The sequence below is a fragment of the Micromonospora sp. CPCC 206171 genome, assembly GCF_036906755.1.
In the GTDB taxonomy this organism is placed as follows: domain Bacteria; phylum Actinomycetota; class Actinomycetes; order Mycobacteriales; family Micromonosporaceae; genus Micromonospora; species Micromonospora purpureochromogenes.
This window is the reverse complement of sequence record NZ_JBAKHT010000010.1, coordinates 61,116-77,601: the sequence shown is the minus strand read 5'-3', so window position 1 is coordinate 77,601 and position 16,486 is coordinate 61,116. Positions and strand designations below refer to the sequence as shown.

General features: G+C 73.2%; 22 protein-coding genes and 1 pseudogene. 12 read left to right on the top strand and 11 right to left on the bottom strand.

Annotation, left to right across the window (positions count from 1 at the left end; all coding sequences use genetic code 11):
• Window positions 1–81 precede the first annotated feature (81 nt).
• Window positions 82–825: a phosphodiesterase gene (locus V6U89_RS14320; protein WP_334571492.1), complete on the top strand. Its 744-nt coding sequence runs from the start codon at window positions 82–84 to the stop codon at window positions 823–825.
• Here the strand turns inward: V6U89_RS14320 and V6U89_RS14315 are convergent.
• Together V6U89_RS14315 and V6U89_RS14310 are read right to left on the bottom strand one after the other, a co-directional pair.
• Window positions 792–1,007, bottom strand: coding sequence for a hypothetical protein (locus tag V6U89_RS14315; RefSeq protein WP_334571490.1), 216 nt, complete (start codon window positions 1,005–1,007; stop codon window positions 792–794). The genes V6U89_RS14320 and V6U89_RS14315 overlap by 34 nt on opposite strands.
• A gap of 97 nt (window positions 1,008–1,104) precedes the next feature.
• Window positions 1,105–2,259 carry an alkaline phosphatase PhoX gene (locus V6U89_RS14310; protein ID WP_334571489.1) on the bottom strand — a complete coding sequence of 385 codons (1,155 nt, stop codon included), beginning with the start codon at window positions 2,257–2,259 and terminating at the stop codon, window positions 1,105–1,107.
• Between the two features lie 306 nt (window positions 2,260–2,565).
• Between V6U89_RS14310 and V6U89_RS14305 the strand changes: the two genes are divergently transcribed.
• From V6U89_RS14305 to V6U89_RS14295, 3 genes are all read left to right on the top strand, one after another.
• Window positions 2,566–3,660 (top strand): 3-deoxy-7-phosphoheptulonate synthase, encoded by a 1,095-nt coding sequence (locus V6U89_RS14305; RefSeq protein WP_334571488.1) that lies wholly within the window; start codon window positions 2,566–2,568, stop codon window positions 3,658–3,660.
• 68 nt (window positions 3,661–3,728) lie between these two features.
• Window positions 3,729–3,953, top strand: a complete 225-nt coding sequence (locus V6U89_RS14300) for a hypothetical protein (RefSeq protein ID WP_334571487.1) — start codon at window positions 3,729–3,731, stop codon at window positions 3,951–3,953.
• A 46-nt stretch (window positions 3,954–3,999) separates the two neighbouring features.
• Window positions 4,000–4,212, top strand: a complete 213-nt coding sequence (locus tag V6U89_RS14295) for a hypothetical protein (RefSeq protein WP_334571486.1) — start codon at window positions 4,000–4,002, stop codon at window positions 4,210–4,212.
• A gap of 65 nt (window positions 4,213–4,277) precedes the next feature.
• Here the strand turns inward: V6U89_RS14295 and V6U89_RS14290 are convergent, their stop codons facing one another.
• Genes V6U89_RS14290 through V6U89_RS14280 form a run of 3 tightly spaced genes read right to left on the bottom strand, consistent with a single transcriptional unit; the run spans window position 4,278 to window position 5,491 of the window.
• Window positions 4,278–4,820: a DUF1360 domain-containing protein gene (locus V6U89_RS14290; protein ID WP_334571485.1), complete on the bottom strand. Its 543-nt coding sequence runs from the start codon at window positions 4,818–4,820 to the stop codon at window positions 4,278–4,280.
• A 30-nt stretch (window positions 4,821–4,850) separates the two neighbouring features.
• Window positions 4,851–5,174 (bottom strand): hypothetical protein, encoded by a 324-nt coding sequence (locus tag V6U89_RS14285; RefSeq protein ID WP_334571483.1) that lies wholly within the window; start codon window positions 5,172–5,174, stop codon window positions 4,851–4,853.
• On the bottom strand, window positions 5,174–5,491 hold the full coding sequence (locus V6U89_RS14280; protein ID WP_334571482.1) for a DUF6158 family protein: 318 nt from the start codon (window positions 5,489–5,491) through the stop codon (window positions 5,174–5,176). The genes V6U89_RS14285 and V6U89_RS14280 overlap by 1 nt, the downstream gene beginning before the upstream one ends.
• Window positions 5,492–5,608: 117 nt before the next feature.
• Here V6U89_RS14280 and V6U89_RS14275 point away from each other — a divergent pair, with 117 nt between their 5' ends.
• Window positions 5,609–6,013, top strand: coding sequence for a hypothetical protein (locus V6U89_RS14275; protein ID WP_334571480.1), 405 nt, complete (start codon window positions 5,609–5,611; stop codon window positions 6,011–6,013).
• A 25-nt stretch (window positions 6,014–6,038) separates the two neighbouring features.
• A complete protein-coding gene (locus tag V6U89_RS14270) occupies window positions 6,039–6,368 on the top strand; it encodes a DUF3817 domain-containing protein (protein ID WP_088960642.1) in 330 nt (109 codons plus the stop codon).
• Between the two features lie 21 nt (window positions 6,369–6,389).
• Here the strand turns inward: V6U89_RS14270 and V6U89_RS14265 are convergent, their stop codons facing one another.
• A complete protein-coding gene (locus V6U89_RS14265; RefSeq protein ID WP_334571479.1) occupies window positions 6,390–6,917 on the bottom strand; it encodes a DUF6232 family protein in 528 nt (175 codons plus the stop codon).
• Window positions 6,918–7,410: 493 nt separating this feature from the next.
• On the opposite strand from V6U89_RS14265, the gene V6U89_RS14260 reads away from it, so the two are divergent.
• Window positions 7,411–8,388, top strand: a complete 978-nt coding sequence (locus tag V6U89_RS14260) for a C40 family peptidase (RefSeq protein WP_334571478.1) — start codon at window positions 7,411–7,413, stop codon at window positions 8,386–8,388.
• Window positions 8,389–8,460: 72 nt separating this feature from the next.
• Here the strand turns inward: V6U89_RS14260 and V6U89_RS14255 are convergent, their stop codons facing one another.
• The 3 genes from V6U89_RS14255 to V6U89_RS14245 all read right to left on the bottom strand — a co-directional run bounded on the left by V6U89_RS14255 (window position 8,461) and on the right by V6U89_RS14245 (window position 11,779).
• Window positions 8,461–9,450, bottom strand: a complete 990-nt coding sequence (locus V6U89_RS14255) for a sigma-70 family RNA polymerase sigma factor (protein ID WP_334571477.1) — start codon at window positions 9,448–9,450, stop codon at window positions 8,461–8,463.
• A 464-nt stretch (window positions 9,451–9,914) separates the two neighbouring features.
• Window positions 9,915–10,868 carry an N-acetylmuramic acid 6-phosphate etherase gene (gene murQ, locus V6U89_RS14250; protein WP_334571475.1) on the bottom strand — a complete coding sequence of 318 codons (954 nt, stop codon included), beginning with the start codon at window positions 10,866–10,868 and terminating at the stop codon, window positions 9,915–9,917.
• On the bottom strand, window positions 10,865–11,779 hold the full coding sequence (locus V6U89_RS14245; protein WP_334571474.1) for a MurR/RpiR family transcriptional regulator: 915 nt from the start codon (window positions 11,777–11,779) through the stop codon (window positions 10,865–10,867). The genes murQ and V6U89_RS14245 overlap by 4 nt, the downstream gene beginning before the upstream one ends.
• Window positions 11,780–11,939: 160 nt before the next feature.
• Here V6U89_RS14245 and V6U89_RS14240 point away from each other — a divergent pair, with 160 nt between their 5' ends.
• The gene (locus V6U89_RS14240) at window positions 11,940–12,632 is read left to right on the top strand and encodes an SDR family NAD(P)-dependent oxidoreductase (protein ID WP_334571473.1); all 693 of its coding nucleotides are present in this window, start codon (window positions 11,940–11,942) and stop codon (window positions 12,630–12,632) included.
• Here the strand turns inward: V6U89_RS14240 and V6U89_RS14235 are convergent.
• Entirely contained in the window at window positions 12,617–13,342 is a 726-nt protein-coding gene (locus V6U89_RS14235; protein WP_334571472.1) for a dTMP kinase, read from the bottom strand. The genes V6U89_RS14240 and V6U89_RS14235 overlap by 16 nt on opposite strands.
• Window positions 13,343–13,429: 87 nt before the next feature.
• On the opposite strand from V6U89_RS14235, the gene V6U89_RS14230 reads away from it, so the two are divergent.
• The 4 genes and pseudogenes from V6U89_RS14230 (at window position 13,430) to V6U89_RS14215 (ending at window position 15,296) form a co-directional block, all read left to right on the top strand.
• Complete coding sequence (locus V6U89_RS14230; RefSeq protein WP_334571471.1) at window positions 13,430–14,110, top strand: nucleotidyltransferase; 681 nt, start codon at window positions 13,430–13,432, stop codon at window positions 14,108–14,110.
• Entirely contained in the window at window positions 14,107–14,373 is a 267-nt protein-coding gene (locus tag V6U89_RS14225; protein ID WP_088960633.1) for a hypothetical protein, read from the top strand. Before V6U89_RS14230 ends, V6U89_RS14225 begins: the two co-directional genes overlap by 4 nt.
• A 13-nt stretch (window positions 14,374–14,386) precedes the next feature.
• Window positions 14,387–15,162, top strand: a pseudogene (locus tag V6U89_RS14220) (metallophosphoesterase family protein).
• Window positions 15,153–15,296 (top strand): GPGG-motif small membrane protein, encoded by a 144-nt coding sequence (locus V6U89_RS14215; protein WP_165947907.1) that lies wholly within the window; start codon window positions 15,153–15,155, stop codon window positions 15,294–15,296. The pseudogene V6U89_RS14220 and the gene V6U89_RS14215 overlap by 10 nt, the downstream one beginning before the upstream one ends.
• 176 nt (window positions 15,297–15,472) lie before the next feature.
• On the opposite strand, the gene V6U89_RS14210 is transcribed toward V6U89_RS14215, so the two are convergent.
• Window positions 15,473–16,249, bottom strand: coding sequence for a peptidoglycan DD-metalloendopeptidase family protein (locus tag V6U89_RS14210; protein ID WP_334571470.1), 777 nt, complete (start codon window positions 16,247–16,249; stop codon window positions 15,473–15,475).
• Window positions 16,250–16,486 lie beyond the last annotated feature (237 nt).

Here is a 16,486-nt window from a genome sequence, read left to right as displayed (position 1 = left end):
GGAAAGGGGACTGCTCATCCGTCGGCGAGCCCACCCGGCGCGGCGGGCATCCACCGGGCGGCGCGGGGTACCGCAGAGGGCATGCCCACCCCCTCGGAGTCCATCGCCGCCGGCGCGGCCGTCGCCGTCGCCGGGGCCGCCGCCGTCCTGACCCGTTGGCGCGGAGCCCGCCTGCTGCACCCGACCGGCCGCTCGTTCACCGCCGAGGTGATGATCTGGGGTACGCCCGGACCGCCGACCGGTGTCGCGCTCCTCGACGAGCCGGGCCGGCACCGCGCCACCGTGCGGTTCTCCCGCGGGGTGCCCACCCCGGACGGCTGGCCGGACGTGCTGGGGCTGGCGGTCCGGCTGCACCTGGCCGACGCCCGGGCGTTCGACCTGCTGGTCAGCTCCAGCGGGGCCGCCCCGGTGCTGCGCAACGTGCCGCTGCCCCGGCGGCGCTTCGCCGGGACGTACAGCACGATCGCGCCGTTCCGGGTCGGGACGCGGCGGCTGTGGCTGGCGGCGCTGGCCGACCCGGACTCGCCCGACCTGGGCCGGACGCTGGCCGAGGTGGCCGCCACGACCCGGGCGGACGCGCCGCGGCTGGTGCTCGCGGTCGCGTCCGCCGTCGGGCCGTGGCGGCCGTTCGGCCAGGTCACCCTCGGCGGGCAACTGGACGCCCGGACGGACGCCGCGCTCGCCTTCGACCCGGTGCGGAACCTGCCGGCGGGCCTGCGGATGGTGGGCCCGCTCGCCTGGTTGCGCGAGCAGACCTACGCCGGTTCCCGCCGGGCCCGCGGGGCGGTCGATCAGTCGGGGGGCTCGCTCGGGGTCGCGGTCTGATCGGAGGTGCGGTGCTCCAGCACCGTGTCGGGGGCGGCGTTGCGGTCCTCCTCCCGGATGTCGGACTCGGTGAGGATCGCGTCGGCCTGCGCCTGCGGGTCGTCGCTGCCGACCGCCGCCTCCTCGGGCAGCAGGTGGGCCCGGGACTCCACCCGTTCCTGGTCGCTCTGCTCGTGGCTCATGCCGAGCCTCATACCCCGCCGGACCGCCCGACACGCCCGCAAGATCGCGCGCGGCCGGTCGGGCGCCGCGCGGCGCCGGACCGGCCGGTCCGAAGGCTCAGCGGAACGGGCCGCGCACCTCGTAGGTGATCCCGCCGGAGGAGGAGCCGGAGGTGCCGCGCTGGGACGAGAAGTAGAGCCGGCTGCCGTCCGGGGAGAACGCCGGGCCGGTGATCTCCGACGAGGACTGCCCAGCAAGCCTGAGGAAAGGCGTGACAACGGCGTCCGGAGTGATCAAAACGATTTCCATGTTGCCGCCGTCCTCGGCGACGTAGAGGTCGCCGGAGCGGGCGCCGGTGATGTTGTCCACCCCGGTCAGCGGCGCCGTGCCGCCGGTCACCAACGAGTCGTCGTACGCCAGGTCGATCCGCTGGTTGACCGCGTCGTACGCCCAGACCCGGTTGTCGCCCTTGGTGGTGAACCAGCAGGTGCCGTCGGCGTACCAGCAGCCCTCGCCGCCGTTGAACTTCTTCGCGCCGGAGACCTGCTGCCGGGTGGCGGTCGGCGAGCCGTCCGGGTCGGGCACCCGCGCCCAGCTCACCGGGCCGCTGGTGGCGGTGCCGGCGACCAGCACCTCCAGGGTGCCGGCGGAGAGGTCGCCCCAGACCGTGGGGCGGAACCGGTAGAAGCAGCCGCTGGTCTCGTCCTCGGTCAGGTAGATCACCTTGCGGACCGGATCGGCGGCCGCCGCCTCGTGCTTGAACCGGCCGAGCGCGGGCCGGCGCACCGCGGCCGTACCGCCCTGCGGGTAGGTCTCGTAGACGTAGCCCAGGCTGACCTCCTCGCAGGAGAGCCAGGTCCCCCACGGGGTCGCGCCGCCAGCGCAGTTCTGGTTGGTGCCGGAGAGGATCCGGTACGCCGAGGCGATGGTGCCGTCGGCGTTGAACCGGATGGCCGAGGCGCCGCCGCCCGGGGTGATCTCCGAGTTCGAGACGTAGATCCAGCCGGTGCCGGTGGCGAAGCAGGCGCCGCCGTCCGGGGCGTCGTGCCAGGTGTAGGACGTGCCGGCCACGACCTGCCGGGACCGGGCGACGATCCGGCTGGTGAAGCCGGCGGGCAGCTGAAGGCCGCGGGCGTCGGCGGTGCCGAGCGGCCCGTACGGGCCGACGCCCGGCTGGGCCGGGGCGGCGAGCGCGGCGCCGGACCAGAGGCTGCCGGCGAAGGCGGCGGCGCCGCCGGCAGCGGTGGCGCGCAGGACGGTACGACGGTCCATCGGTTACCTCCGGAGGATGCGAGCGGTGCCGATGAAGTTACCCCTGGTCGCATCGACGGAGGTAAACATCGGACGAGGCTTTCCCGACGCCCCGGTGAGCCTTCCCCGTCCGGTCGGGTACGCTGGCCGACGTGACGCGCTCGTATCGATGGTTTAGGCAGCCGGCTCCGACGCCGGTGACCTCGCCATGAGCTGACGTCACCTTCGTTTTCGAGCCGGCCGGGCAGGAGCTTGAAGCTCCTGCCCTTCTGCGTACGAGCAGCCGGCTCCACCCGGGCACCGGCCCCGGGCACGGTCGGCGAAAGGATGCCCACCGTGACCACCCCGGAGACCGACGCCGTCATCGATCAACGGATCGACCGCGTCGTGCCGTTGACCACGCCCGCCCTGCTCCTGCACGACCTGCCCCTGCACGCCCCGCTCGCCTCGGCCGTGCTGGCCGGCCGACGCGCGGTCGGCCGGGTGCTGGACCGCGCCGACGACCGCCTGCTGGTGGTGGTCGGCCCCTGCTCGGTGCACGACCCGGCCGCCGCCCTGGAGTACGCCCACCTGCTGCGCGAGGCCGCCGACCGGCACACCGACGACCTGCTGGTGGTGATGCGGGTCTACTTCGAGAAGCCGCGTTCCACGGTGGGCTGGAAGGGCCTGATCAACGACCCGGCGCTGGACGGCTCCGGCGACGTCAACCTCGGCCTGCGGACCGCCCGGGCGCTGCTGCTGGACGTGCTCCGCCTCGGCCTGCCGGTGGGCTGCGAGTTCCTGGACCCGATCACCCCGCAGTACATCGCCGACACGGTGGCCTGGGGCGCGATCGGCGCCCGGACGGTGGAGAGCCAGGTGCACCGGCAGCTCGCCTCCGGGCTGTCCATGCCGATCGGCATGAAGAACCGCCCCGACGGCAGCATCGGCACGGCGGTGGACGCGATCCGGGCGGCCGGCGTGCCGCACGTCTTCCCCGGCATCGACGTCTCCGGCACCCCGGCGATCATGCACACCCGGGGCAACGCCGACGGGCACCTGGTGCTGCGCGGCGGCGGCGGCCGGCCGAACTACGACGCGGAGTCGGTGGCGGGCGCGCTGGACCTGCTGCGGGCCGCCGGCCTGCCCGAGCGGTTGGTGGTCGACGCCAGCCACGCCAACAGCGGCAAGGACCACCGCAACCAGCCGAAGGTCGCCGCCGACGTGGCCGCCCAGCTCGCCGCCGGGCAGCGCGGGATCGTCGGCATCATGCTGGAGAGCTTCCTGCTCGACGGCCGCCAGGACCTGGACCCGACCCGGGAGCTGACCTACGGGCGCTCGGTCACCGACGCCTGCATCGGCTGGGACACCACCGCCGAGGTCCTGGACCACCTGGCCGCCGCCGTCCGCGCCCGCCGGGCGGCCCTGCCCACCCCCGCCTGAGCGGCTGTCGGGAGACCCGACAGCCTCTGCACGGGTTTGGGCGATTCGGGTGGGGGTAGCTGGGCGGAGTGACCGATGACGCACCGGTGACCGACGAGGTCGACACCCGGCAGCTCGACGAGCTGCTCGACGACATCTACCACGGCCAGGAGCGGATCAGCCAGGCGGACATCTACCGCCGGGCGGTCGCCGCGGAACTGCCGCCGACGCTGCTCTCCCGGATCGCCGCGCTCCCGCAGGGCGAGTACGCGGCGGACGAGGTGGCCGACCTGCTGGGCGGTTCGGTGGCCTGAGCGCGCGGCGCACGGGGGTGGACGAGGACGACGAGAGGACGACGGCATGACGCACCACGAGGGGCATGAGCACGAGTCCGTGCCGGCGCTCGGCCAGCCCCCGGAGGGCCGGGACACCACCCCCGAGCCGGACTTCGCCAACGAGCACGACCGCACCGCGGTCGACCGCGACGTGATCACCGACGAGGACGCCGACGAGCGTGAGCCGGAGGCCGCGCGCGGCTGGGCCGGGGAGGACCACGGCACCACCCCGACCTGAGCGGGACGACGCGAGGACGACGCGGAAGGGGGCCGGCCCAGCGCCGGCCCCCTTCGGCGTACGGGTCACCTGTCGTCGTGGTCCCCGCCCTCGGCGGCCCGCTGGGCCACGGCGTACCCCATCTGGAGGAAGTCCGAGGCGGCGACCGCGGTCAGCGCGGTGGCCACCAGCCGGGTCAGCCGGGGCGCGAGCACCAGGCCGCCGGTGAGGCCGGTGGCGATCCAGACGGCCAGGCAGAACGGGCAGCTCAGCAGCTCGCCGATGGCGTGCCGCGTCGAGCTGCCCTGGTCCCGGACCTCCTCCATCACCTCGCCGCTGCCGATCGGGTGGTCGTAGCGGGTGAACGGGGCCCGCAGCGGGCTGGTGATCGCGTCCTTGCTGAGCAGCCGGCTGAGCTTGTGCGTGGCGATGGAGAGCAGCACCACGTCGGCCGGGGCGGGACGCTCCGGCACCGGCCGTCCGGTCGCCCGCACCAGGCCGGCCAGCGACGCGGTGACCATGGCGTACGTCCCCATCGCCGCCAGGTAACCGCCCAGCGGCCGCTGTTCGTGCGGCGCGTACGCCTGGCGCAGCCGCGCCACCTTCTGCTTCAGGCCGCCCTGGGTCACCACGTCTCCTCGTCGTTTGTCACGTTCCGCTCACCCCGCGGTCAGGTTGTCGGCCACCTCGCGGGCGAGGTTGGTCAGGGCCTCGTCGGCCAGGCCGTTGTCCCCGCCGGTGAGGTCGAGGCGGACCCGGGACCCACCGGCGTCGGCCGGCTCCACCTGGATCTCCGCCGACCACCCGGGGGCGGAGTCGCTGCTCCACCGGGCCCGCAGGTCGTCGGCGCTGGCCTGGGGGCGCTCCCCACCGTCGGACCGCAGCGGCTCCGGCAGCCAGGCCGAGGCCCGGTCCGGGTCGGTCGCGGTGTTGAAGACCACCTCGGGCGGCGCGGACATCCCGCGCTCGGCGCGCGCCCCCATCAGGCGTCCCGCAGCCGGCTCGGATCCACCTCGCGCCCGGGGTGCCGGGCCAGGTACTCCGTCTCCAGCTCGGCGGTGCGGCGCAGGTGGTGGGCGAGCGCGGAGTCGGCCGCGTGGCGCAGCGTGTCCAGCCGGGTGCGGTGCAAGCTCTGCAGCTCCCGGATCAGGTCCTCGTCGCTCAGCTCCGCCGGGTCGATCCCGAGCTCAGCGTCGACGTGCGGGCCGGAGGCCGACGTGTCGCGGGCGTGGTCGCCGTCCCACTCCGTCATCCGCTGCTCCGGGCTGACGTCACCGGACTGGCGTACTGATTCGGTCATGTCGCCCCCTCGGGCTCGTTCGGGCTGGCAGCTAGACGGATGCCCAGTCGGGGTGTCACCAAACCCTCCTACGACACCGCGTCGGAGACGCCCGGCCGTCCCGGTACGCTCGATGCCATGAAACGGCTCTGGACACCGGCGTGGATCGCCCGCCACGTGGCCATGGTCGTGCTGGTCGTCGGGTTCCTGGCGCTGGGCTGGTGGCAGATCAGCCGGGCGGCCTCGGGCAACACGCTGAGCTGGGCGTACGCCGTGGAGTGGCCGATCTTCGCCGGCTTCGTGGTCTTCGTCTGGTCGCGTGAGATCCGGCACACGCTGCGCGGCTCGGCCGCCGCCGCGCCGGAGCCGGTCGGTGAGGCCGCGCCGGATCCGGGCGCCCCGGCGGTACGCCGCCCGGTGCGGGTGGCCCGGGTGCCGGCCGCGGTCGACGCCCCGGACGACGCGGACCTGACCGAGTACAACCGCTACCTGACATGGTTGAACGCCAATCCGGGCGCGAGACCCGGTGACTATCCCGGCTGAGGCCGGTGCGGAAGGACGGACGACGGTGGGCGGAGCCCTTACCCGGTACCGCGTGATCGCCTGGATCGTGGGCGTGGCGCTGGCTGTGCTGGTGCTGATCGGCATGCCGCTGAAGTACGCGTTCGACGAGCCGATCGTGGTGGCGGTCGTCGGCACCGCGCACGGCTGGCTCTACATGCTGTACCTGGCCGCCACCTTCGACCTGGGCCGCCGGGTGAACTGGCCGCTCAAGCGGATGCTGCTGGTGATGCTCGCCGGCACGGTGCCGTTCGTGTCGTTCGTCGCCGAGCGCAAGGTCACCCGGGAGCTCGCCGCCCGGCAGCCGCAGGCCCCGGAGCCGGTCGCCGCGCGCTAGGCGTTCGGTGCGGGCGGCGAGCTAGGCCCGGCGGGGCTGCGGTCGCCAGTAGCCGGCCGCGGTGGCCGGATCCTCCGCGTCGGGATACCGGTGCAGCTCCCGGGCCTGGTTCAGCGCCCGGCTCACCTGGCCGAACTGCCGCTCGTCGTCGCTGCTGAACAGCAGCACCTCGACGCCGCCGCAGTGCCCCCACAACTCGTACGCCGGCGGCCGCCAGCGGTCGCCGGCCAGCGCCAGCAGCACCGGCAGCAGGAACACCACCCCGAGGGTCAGGTACGCCCCGGCGGTGAGCCGTTGCAGCCCGCCGGAGAAGCCGAGCAGCACGCCGACGCCGGTGATCAGGGTGGCGGTCACCGCGACGGCGCGCGCGGCCAGCCGGTCGTGCGGCCCGCGCCCCATCCGCAGGTGGGTGAGGTCGGCGACGGCGAAGGTGTTCCGACCGACGGTGAACCGTTCGGTGGTCACCACGATCCCCGGGCGCGCGTAGAGCAGGGTCGTCCCGCGCGACGAGCGCGGCGGGCGGGTGGCGGAGCAGTCTGCCTGCTGCACGGCGTCCTCCCAGGGGCCGGCGGCGTCGGCTCTCCCACCGCCCCGTGCCTGCTCACGGCGGGATTCCCGGCACCGGGTTCCATTCTGTTGCCCGCCCGCCAGCCGTGCCGGTCGGATTCCCGCCTCCGCGGCGCCCGACGGAGACGGGGCCGCCCGCATCTGGCCTCCATTTCGGGTTTGTCCGGCAATCGTCGCTCGCGTGCCACGACATCCGCCCACAACGACGAATCCGGCGCAAGCGGCCAAGAGCGACGAAGTACCCGCGACACGCCGTACGCCGCGCCACAGCGGCGTCACGGGACGTCACGCTGCGCAGCCGCCTTTCCTGCCCCTTTGCCAACTTTCGCCCCGGCTTCCCCTGCGCGTCACTCCCGTCCCGGGTTACGTTGGGCGGGCCGGCGCGGTCGGCCGCCATCCGTCCGGATGGCCCCGAGCCGGTGCCGTCGGGGGCGTCAGCATCCCCCGAGGGCCCCTGGAGAGGAGCCTTCCGCTCTTGTCGTCCTTACGGATGCTGGTGCGAACGCTCACGGTCGCCGGCCTCACGGCCGCGCTGATCGCCCCGTCGTCGGTGGCTCGGGCCGAGCCGTCGGTGACCGAGCTGACCGCACGGATCGAGAAGTCCTCGACCGAGCTGGAACGGGTCGTCGAGTCCTACAACAAGCTCAACGAGGAGATCAAGGCCAACAAGGAGACCGCGGCCGCGCTGCACGCGCGGATCGGCCCGCTGGAGGAGCAGACCGCGCGGAGCCGGGCGGACGTCGGGCAGATGGCCGTCACCGCGTACAAGACCGGTGGCCTGCGGACCGCGCAGGCGCTGCTGGAACCGGGCGGGTCCGTTTCCCTGCTCGACCGGCTCAGCACGATCGACCGGCTCACCCGGGAACGCCAGGACCGCATCGCCGGCTTCACCACCAGCCAACGCAAGTTGGTCGACGAGAAGAACCGGCTGGACGCGACGCTGGCCCGGGAGGCCGCACAGGCGCTCAGCATCGCGAACACCAGGAAGAAGATCGAGCAGGACCTGGCCCGCCTCTACGAGCTGCGCCGGGCGGCGTACGGCCGGGCCACCGAGTCGCCGAGCCCGCGGCCGGCCGCCCGTGCCGCCCCCGACGCGCCCGCCGTGGCGGGCAACGCGGGGGTGGCCGTGCGCTACGCGTACGGGGCGATCGGCAAGCCGTACGTCTGGGGTGCCGACGGTCCCAACGGTTACGACTGTTCCGGCCTCACCTCGGCCGCCTGGCGGGCGGCGGGAAAGTCGCTGCCGCACAACACCCGGATGCAGTGGGGCGTGGTGACCCACATCGGCCGCGGTGAGCTGCGCCCGGGAGACCTGGTCTTCTACAGCGGCCTCGGCCACATGGCCATGTACGTCGGTGGCGGCCAGATCATCGACGCGCCCAGCGCCGGTCGCAACGTGCTCAAGCGGGACATGGACATCATGCCGATCCAGGGCTACGGCCGGGTCCGCTGACCCACCGGCAACACGGCGAACGGCCGGCGTCCCCCTATCGGACGCCGGCCGTTCGCCGTCATTACTACCAGGTCAGGCTGCCTGCAGCCCCTCGGAGCGGGCCAGCTCGCGGAGCCGGCCGAGGGCCTGGATCTCCAGCTGGCGGATCCGCTCCCGAGAGAGCGAGAAGCGCGACGCGACCTCGGTGAGCGAGTGCTCCCGACCGTCCTCGAGCCCGTACCGGGCCCGCATGATGCCGGCCGACCGGTCGTCGAGGTGGTTGAGCAGACCCTCGATCCGCTGCCGCTCCAGGCCGGTGAGGACGATCTCCTCCGGCGACGGGGCGTCGCTGTCGGCGACCAGGTCGCCGAGGCTGGTGTCGCCGTCGTCGCCGACCGGGGTGTCCAGCGACACCGTGTCCTGCGACCAGCGGACCAGCTCGTTGACCCGCTCGACGGTGACGCCGAGGGCCGCCGCGATCTGCTCCGGCTCCGGGTCGCCGCCCAGCTCACGGGTGAGCTGCCGGGCCACGTTACGCATCCGGTTGACGTCCTCGACCAGGTGCACCGGCAGTCGCACGGTCCGCTCCTGCTGGGCGATCGCCCGGCTGATGGCCTGACGGATCCACCAGGTCGCGTACGTCGAGAACTTGTAGCCGCGCTCGTAGTCGAACTTCTCCACCGCGCGGACCAGGCCGGTGTTGCCCTCCTGGATCAGGTCCAGCATGGGCATCCCGGACCGGACGTAGCGGCGGGCGATCGAGACGACCAGCCGCAGGTTGGCCCGGATGAAGAGATCCTTGGCGCGCTCGCCCTCGACGACCAGGCGCTCCAGGTCGTCCCGGTCGACGCCCTCGGGGACGCGGTCCTCGCCGAGCAGGTGCTCGGCGTACAGGCCGGCCTCGATGGCCTTGGAGAGCTCGACCTCCTTGGCGGCGTCCAGCAGCGGCGTCCGGGAGATCTCGTGCAGGTAGACGCCGACCAGGTCGCGCTCCTCGGCGACCTCGTCGGTCCGCATGCCGATGTTCTTGTCCACGTTGCCCACGGTCCCCTCGCTCGCGCCGGTTGCCCGGTTCCTTGCCATCCCCACGTCCATCGGCCCTCCCCCGTAACCTCCGCTGTGCCCGTCGGTGCTGACACCTACACAACAGATGAGACGTCTCGGGGATTCCATGTCGTGAGTCGAAAGTGTCACGAATGCCTGAGTATCAGCTGTAAGCCAAGTCCACGTTTGCTGTCAGCGCCCATTCGGGGCTCACCGACTCCGCATCACGAACAGGCTGGCGGATCAGGGGAAATCGACCTCCGCCCCTGGCAATCGCACCATTGCGACCCCAACGACGCAGCGACCCTCGTCACCGCCCGGCTGCGATCCTGGTCACTGCCAGATACGCGCCGGTGTACCGGTCGGTTCATCCGCTCCGGGATTGATTACCCCGCCCCCTGGACAACAATCCGGGGCGTGCGGGACGTCCCATCCGCGACGTGTTCCACGTCTCACCCGGTCGTGGGCGGACCGGGGGGGCCGGCGGAGGGGCCCGGCGAGGGTCAGGAGGCGAGCAGGGCGAGCGCGCCGCGCACCTGGTGCGCGCTGCGGGCCAGGGCTGCCCGGGCGGCGGACACCTCGGCCCCGGAGACCAGCGAGACCAGGGCGGTCTTGAGATCGCCGGCGGCCTCGTGCAGGGCCCTCCGGCAGATCTCCTCCGAGCAGTTGGTGGCCTCCATCAGGATCGAGATCATCCGGCCGCGCAGCTTCGCGTTGGTGGCCACCATGTCGATCATGAGATTCGAGTAGACCCGGCCGAGGCGCACCATCACGGCCGTGGAGAAACTGTTCAGCACCAGCTTCTGCGCGGTGCCCGCCTTCATCCGGGTCGACCCGGTGACCACCTCCGGTCCCGTGTCCACCCCGATGAACACGTCGACCGAGGAGGCGGCCTGCGCCTCCGGGTTCGCACAGAGCAGCACCGTGGCGGCACCCTGCGCCCGGGCTGCGGCGAGCGCCCCGAGGACGTACGGGGTGCGCCCGCTGGCCGCCAGGCCGACGACCAGGTCGCCCGGTCGTACGCACTCGGCCGCCTCGGCGGCGCCACCCCGCTCGTCGTCCTCGGCGTCCTCGACGGCGCGCCACATCGCGTCCGGGCCACCGGCCAGGTGGGCGCAGAACCAGTCCCGCGGGGAGTTGAAGGTGGGGGCCAGCTCGGCGGCGTCGAGCACCCCGAGCCGGCCGGAGGTGCCGGCGCCGAAGTAGTGCACCCGGTGCCCGCCGCGCAGGGCCGCGACGGCCAGGTCGACGGTCGCGGCGATCTCGTCGAGGACGGCCGCGACGACGGCCGGCACCCGGCGGTCGGCGTCGTTGATGACGGTGAGCACGTCCCGGGTCGACATCAGGTCGAGGTCGGCGCTGTCCGGGTTGCGGCGCTCCGTCGGGGCGCCCACCCGGACCACCGGTCGGCTCACCACGGTCGCTGCCTCGTCCGGCTCCACCCGACCGGCGGTCACCCGCGCCTCCGCCCGGGGCCGACCCGGTGCGACTGGACCGCCTCGGCGGTCGCCTCCAGGGCCTTGCGGGCCCGCGCCCGGTTCCGCGCGGCCACCCCGACGAAGAGCACGTCGACGACGGTGAGCTGGGCGAGCCGGCTGGCCATCGCGCCGGAGCGGTAGGTCGTCTCGCGGGCCGCGGTGGTGAGCACGAAGTCGGCCACCTCGGTGATCGGCGAGCGGGGGAAGTTGGTCAGCGCGACGGTCGCGGCGCCCCGCGCCCGGGCCTGCTCCAGCACCTCGATGACGTCCGAGGTGGTGCCGGTGTGCGAGATGCCGACGGCGACGTCGCCCTTGCCGAGCAGCGCGGCGGAGGTCAGCGCGGTGTGGATGTCGGGGAAGTAGAAGGCGGTGCGGCCGATGCGGTGCAGCTTCTGCTGGAAGTCCGAGGCGACGAAGCCGCTGGCGGCGGCGCCGTAGACGTCGATGCGGCCGGCGGCGGCGATGGTGTCGACCACCCGCTCGCAGACCGCCGGATCGAGCTGCTCGGCGGTCTCCTCCACGGCCCGGGCGTCGTTGAACGCGATGGTGGCGATGATCTGCGCCAGGTCCGCGCCGGGCGGGATGTCACCACCGACGACCCGGGCGTCCGGCGGCTCGACCCGGCGGGCGGCCTCGGCGGCGAGCCGGATCCGCAACTGCGGGTAACCGTCCATGCCGACCGACCGGCAGAACCGGATGACGGTGGCCTCGGATGTCTCCGCGGCGGTGGCGAGATCGGTGATGGTCCGCCGCGCGGCGTCAGCCGGGTCGGAGACGACCAACCGGGCCACCCGCTGCTCGGCGGGCGACAGCGAGGGGAGCAGGCCGCTGATGTGGACGATCAGCCCACCCGGCTCGTGACTCGCAGAAATCTTCGTACTCTTCGCCACGGATGAAACTTACTTTCATAAACGGTGGCCCGTCAACCATCACCGCGCGTATCCGACACAAGTATCCCCCGCGCGCGTCACGTTCCGGCAGCGTATGCTTTGTCACCGCAGCATGACGCTCCCATCCGTCGCCGTCGAACCCCACGCTACGGTGTCCCGCATGGCGGATCGCAGCGTGCTGGTCACCGGAGGAACGGGCGGACTCGGCGGGGCGGTCACCGCCGCCTTCGTCCAGGCGGGCTGGCGGGTGGTCGTACCCCAGCGGGAGAGCGGCACCGGGCCGGGGCCGGCGGCGTCCGGGCCGGTCCGGGTGACCGCGGACCTGATGGACCCGGCGGGCGTCGAGCGGGCCGTGCGGGCCGCCGCCGACGACCCCGCCGCGCCGCTGCGCGCGGTGGTCAACCTGGTCGGTGGGTACGCCAGCGGCGGCCGGGTGCACGAGACCCCGGTCGAGGAGTTCGAGCGGATGCTCTCGATCAACCTGCGGCCCACCTACCTGGTCACCCAGGCGGCGCTACCGCACCTGATCGCGGCCGGCGGCGGCGCGGTGGTCTGCGTCTCGTCCCGGGCCGCGCTCGCGCCGTTCCCCGGGGCGGCCGGGTACGCCACCGCCAAGGCGGCCGTGCTCGCCTTCGCCAACGCGGTGGCGGTCGAGTACCGGGCCTCCGGCGTCCGCTGCAACACGGTGCTGCCCAGCGTGATCGACACCCCGGCGAACCGGGCCGCCCAGCCGGGCGCCGATCACCGCCGCTGGGTGACCCCGGCCGAGATCGCCCCGGTGGTCCGCTTCCTCGCCTCGGACGATTCCGCGCCGACCAGCGGGGCGGCCGTCCCGGTCTACGGGCGGGCCTGAACGGGCGACCGCGCCCGGATCGCCGCGGCGACCGGCACGTCGGCAGCCGACGCGTCGACGACCGGCGGGCCGGCCTCGGGCGGTAGCCAGGCCGCCAGGTGGGCGCGGATGCGCCGCGCCACGTCCTCCGGCGCGCCGCCGGCGTCGATCAGCACGAAGCTCGGGTACTCGGGCAGGGTGCGGTACGCCGTGTCGGCGGCGGTCAGCCAGCCCATCGTCTCGTGGTCGTCGCCGCGCCGCTCGATCCGCCGGTACGCCTCCGCCGGGTCCACGGTGAGCAGGAAGGTGACCTGCGGGGCCGGGAAGAGTCGGTAGCCGACCCGGGCCAGCCGCTCCCAGCGCTGCCCGCCGTGCGCCCGGATGCTGGCGTACTGGCAGGCGGAGTAGCGGTCCATCACGGCCGTGCGGCCGGTCACCAGGCAGCTCAGCAGCGCGGCGGCGATCGCCAGCCAGCGCAGCACCGACTCCACGGCGAGCACGCCGTTGCGCCCCACCAGGCGCTGCGCGTCGGGGCGGCCGAGCCGGTTGGCGAGTCGGCCGAGCCAGCGCCGGCCGCCGGCGTTGCGGTGGTAGGTGGCGGGCCGGCCGGCCGCGGTGAGCGTGTCGGCGAGCCGGTGCGCCTGGGTCGTCTTGCCCGAGCCGTCGATGCCGATCAGGGCGACGCGGCGAAGTCGGGCCGTGCCGCCGGTCGCCCGCAGTGATCTGGCCACCCTGGAAAGGTTATCCGACCGGCGCTCGCGTCCCGGCGGTTTGCCCGATTGGTGGCCCGGTGACCAGTCTCTGATCCCCGCCCAGGTGTGGGTGGCGGGCGGGCCGGGTACGCAACGTCATTTCCGACCGCCTGTCCACCTTCACGACGACGGGAGAACCAGATGGCCGAGCGCGGGGACGAGAGCCTGTTGCACACCCTCAAGCGGGTCGCCGCCGTGCTCAAGCAGAACGACATCCCCTTCGCCCTCGGCGGCAGCTTCGCCGTCTACGCGCACGGCGGCCACTCCAGCGAGCACGACGTGGACTTCCTGCTCCGCGAGGAGGACATCGAACGGGCGCTGGAGGCGCTGGTCGCCGAGGGCTTCACCGCCGAGCGTCCCCCGGAGGACTGGCTGGTCAAGGTCTACGACGAGGGGCGGATGGTGGACCTGATCCACCGACCGATCGAGACCCCGGTGACCGAGGAGACCTTCGCCGACACCGTGGTGCGCCCGGTGGACGCCATCCACATGCCGGTGCTGTCGGCGACCCGGCTGATGGTGCACAAGCTGCTCAGCTTCTCGCAGCACTACTGCGACTTCGCCCGCGGCCTGCCGCTGGCCCGCTCGCTGCGGGAACAGATCGACTGGGAACGGGTACGGAAGGAGACGCGGCACTCGCCGTACGCCGAGGCGTTCCTGGTGCTGCTGGACCGGCTCGACGTGGTGCCGTACGGCGGCATGCCCGTGCCGTACGCCCGCACCCCCGAGGGAGAGGAGACACCGTGACCGAGCATGGCGCCGGCCCGCCGGACGAGTACGTCGAGGCGGAGATCCACCGGCTGCTCGCCGAGGATCCGGACGTCGCCGAGCAGGGAATCACCGTGGTCCACCGGGAACGCGGCCTGGTCCTCTACGGCGAGGTGGAGACCCCGCACCGGCGGGAGGAGATCCTCCGGCGGGTCTCGGAGCGCTTCCCGGACCTGCCGATCACCAGCGACATCGGGGTGATCCGCGCGCAGGCGCCCACCCAGGTCGAGGAGCTGCCGTGAGGAGGGTCCGACGATGATCCGGATCGCCGCCGTCGGCGACGTGCACGTGGACGAGGACGTGGTCGGCCGGTTCCGCCCGGCCCTGGAGGAGCTGCCGGACTGCGCCGACGTGCTGCTGCTCGCCGGGGACCTGACCCGGCACGGCACCGAGTCCGAGGCGCGCTGCGTGGCGCGGGAGTTCGGCGGGCTCGGGGTACCGGTGATCACCGTGCTCGGCAACCACGACCACCAGTGCGACCAGGTGCCGCAGGTGGTCAAGGTGCTCCAGGACGCCGGGATCACCGTGCTGGAGGGGACGGGCACGGTGGTGGAGTGCGCCGCCGGCCGGCTCGGCGTGGCCGGGGTCAAGGGCTTCGGCGGTGGCTTCGCCGGCCGGTGCGCCAGCGACTTCGGGGAGCCGGAGATGAAGGCCTTCGTCCGGACGACCAACGAGAGCGCCGAGGCGCTGGGCAAGGCGCTGCGGGAGCTGGACTGCGAGTTGCTGGTCGCGCTCACCCACTACTCCCCCGTGCCGGACACGCTCGCCGGCGAGCCGCTGGAGATCTATCCGTTCCTGGGGTCGTACCAGCTGGGTCAGGCGATCGACTCGGCACCGACCGCACTGGCCCTGCACGGGCACGCCCACGCGGGCACCGAGCGGGGCACCACCCCCGGCGGGGTCCGCGTCCGCAACGTCGCACACCCCGTGATCAAGCAGGCGTACAGCATCTTCCACCTGGGCGATCACCTCGAATGATCTCCCAGGTTTCCGGGATCGGAGAGGCGGGTATTCAGCCGCCATGGAGCTGATTCTCTGGATTCTCGCAGTCGTACTCGTGGTCGCCGGCATTCTCGCGCTGTTCCGCCGGCAGATCCTGTGGGGCGTCGTCCTCATCGTGGTGGGCCTGCTGGTCGGCCCGGGTGGTGTCAGCATCTTCAATTGACGCTGGTTTCGCGTCACCGGACCCGCCGGGGTCGTCGCTTCCGGAATCTCCGTCCTCCCAGACCTGGAGATCCGGGAGCGACGACCCCGGCGCTGTGCGTCCGGGGTCTGTCGGCGGGCTGACCCGACGTGGCGGGGCCCCGGCCCGGCCGGAGCCCCGCCACGCGTCCGCGCGCGTCAACAGCGCGGCACGTTCGGGATCCAGCCGTCGTAGCCGGTGTAGACGTACGCGTCGGAGATGAACCGGCCGGAGCCGATCCGGTCCCAGATCGAGCTGGTGCCGTACGTGCCGGTGACCGTGGTGCCGGTGGTCTGGCAGTAGATGGTCACCGTGGCGCCGTCGGCGACCGAGCCGACCGCGCTGTAGCCGGTGCCGGGGCCGGAGCGCACCGTCAGGTCCGCGCCGGCGGTGTTGACCGTGCCGGAGGCGGTGCCGCCGGAGCAGGCGTTGTCGCTGCTGTAGCTCTTGGTGCCCCAGTAGAGCGCCAGCGCGCCGTTGAACCGCACCTGGATGTCGTTGCCGTTGAGCCGCTGCTCGTAGTGCAGGTGCGGCCCGGTGGAGCCGCCGGTGCTGCCCACCCAGCCGATCACCTTGCCGTAGCCGACGGTCTGGCCGACCGAGACGTTGAAGCCGTTGAGGTGGGCGTAGTAGGTGGTGTAGCCGCCGCCGTGGTCGATCCGGACGTACTTGCCGTAGCTGGTGCCGCCGAGGTCGGTGACCCGGTCGACGGTGCCGGGGGCGCTGGCCACCACCGGGTCGCCGAGGTCGTCGGTGCGGTTGAAGTCGATCGCGTACGCCGGGCTGTGGTCGGACCGGGTCTGCCCGGACCAGGACTGGCCGCAGGGGAACGGCACCTTGAACGTCGGCGCGGCCAGCGCGGGGCTCGCCGGGGCCACCAGGGCCACCGAGGCGAGCAGCGCGGCCGCGGCGAGACTCCACCACCGTCTACGCATCCAGCACCTCCAATGTTGAGATTCTTCAATCTGCTGGGCACAGCGTGGCAGAAACCTCCATCGATGGGAAGTGGCGCGCGGTGCAGGTCGCGGCTACTGCGCGGGAGCGTGCCCACAGCCGGTGGGCGGGTTTCGGGATTGTTACCGGGCCGTGTCCGGCCAGGGCTGGACCGGAGGTGATGCAAGCGCTTACATGTGGAGACGACCATCGGACCGGCGCGGCTTCGACTCCTCCAC

What these genes read in the sequence shown, in the direction of transcription:
- V6U89_RS14310 (WP_334571489.1), bottom strand. Translation starts at nt 2,259, where the DNA reads ATGGACCGTCGTACCGTCCTGCGCGCCACCGCTGCCGGCGGCGCCGCC.
- V6U89_RS14215 (WP_165947907.1), top strand. Translation starts at nt 15,153, where the DNA reads ATGGAGCTGATTCTCTGGATTCTCGCAGTCGTACTCGTGGTCGCCGGC.
- V6U89_RS14315 (WP_334571490.1), bottom strand. Translation starts at nt 1,007, where the DNA reads ATGAGCCACGAGCAGAGCGACCAGGAACGGGTGGAGTCCCGGGCCCAC.
- V6U89_RS14295 (WP_334571486.1), top strand. Translation starts at nt 4,000, where the DNA reads ATGACGCACCACGAGGGGCATGAGCACGAGTCCGTGCCGGCGCTCGGC.
- V6U89_RS14275 (WP_334571480.1), top strand. Translation starts at nt 5,609, where the DNA reads ATGAAACGGCTCTGGACACCGGCGTGGATCGCCCGCCACGTGGCCATG.
- V6U89_RS14320 (WP_334571492.1), top strand. Translation starts at nt 82, where the DNA reads ATGCCCACCCCCTCGGAGTCCATCGCCGCCGGCGCGGCCGTCGCCGTC.
- V6U89_RS14210 (WP_334571470.1), bottom strand. Translation starts at nt 16,249, where the DNA reads ATGCGTAGACGGTGGTGGAGTCTCGCCGCGGCCGCGCTGCTCGCCTCG.
- V6U89_RS14240 (WP_334571473.1), top strand. Translation starts at nt 11,940, where the DNA reads ATGGCGGATCGCAGCGTGCTGGTCACCGGAGGAACGGGCGGACTCGGC.
- V6U89_RS14255 (WP_334571477.1), bottom strand. Translation starts at nt 9,450, where the DNA reads ATGGCAAGGAACCGGGCAACCGGCGCGAGCGAGGGGACCGTGGGCAAC.
- V6U89_RS14285 (WP_334571483.1), bottom strand. Translation starts at nt 5,174, where the DNA reads ATGGGGGCGCGCGCCGAGCGCGGGATGTCCGCGCCGCCCGAGGTGGTC.
- V6U89_RS14305 (WP_334571488.1), top strand. Translation starts at nt 2,566, where the DNA reads ATGCCCACCGTGACCACCCCGGAGACCGACGCCGTCATCGATCAACGG.
- V6U89_RS14280 (WP_334571482.1), bottom strand. Translation starts at nt 5,491, where the DNA reads ATGACCGAATCAGTACGCCAGTCCGGTGACGTCAGCCCGGAGCAGCGG.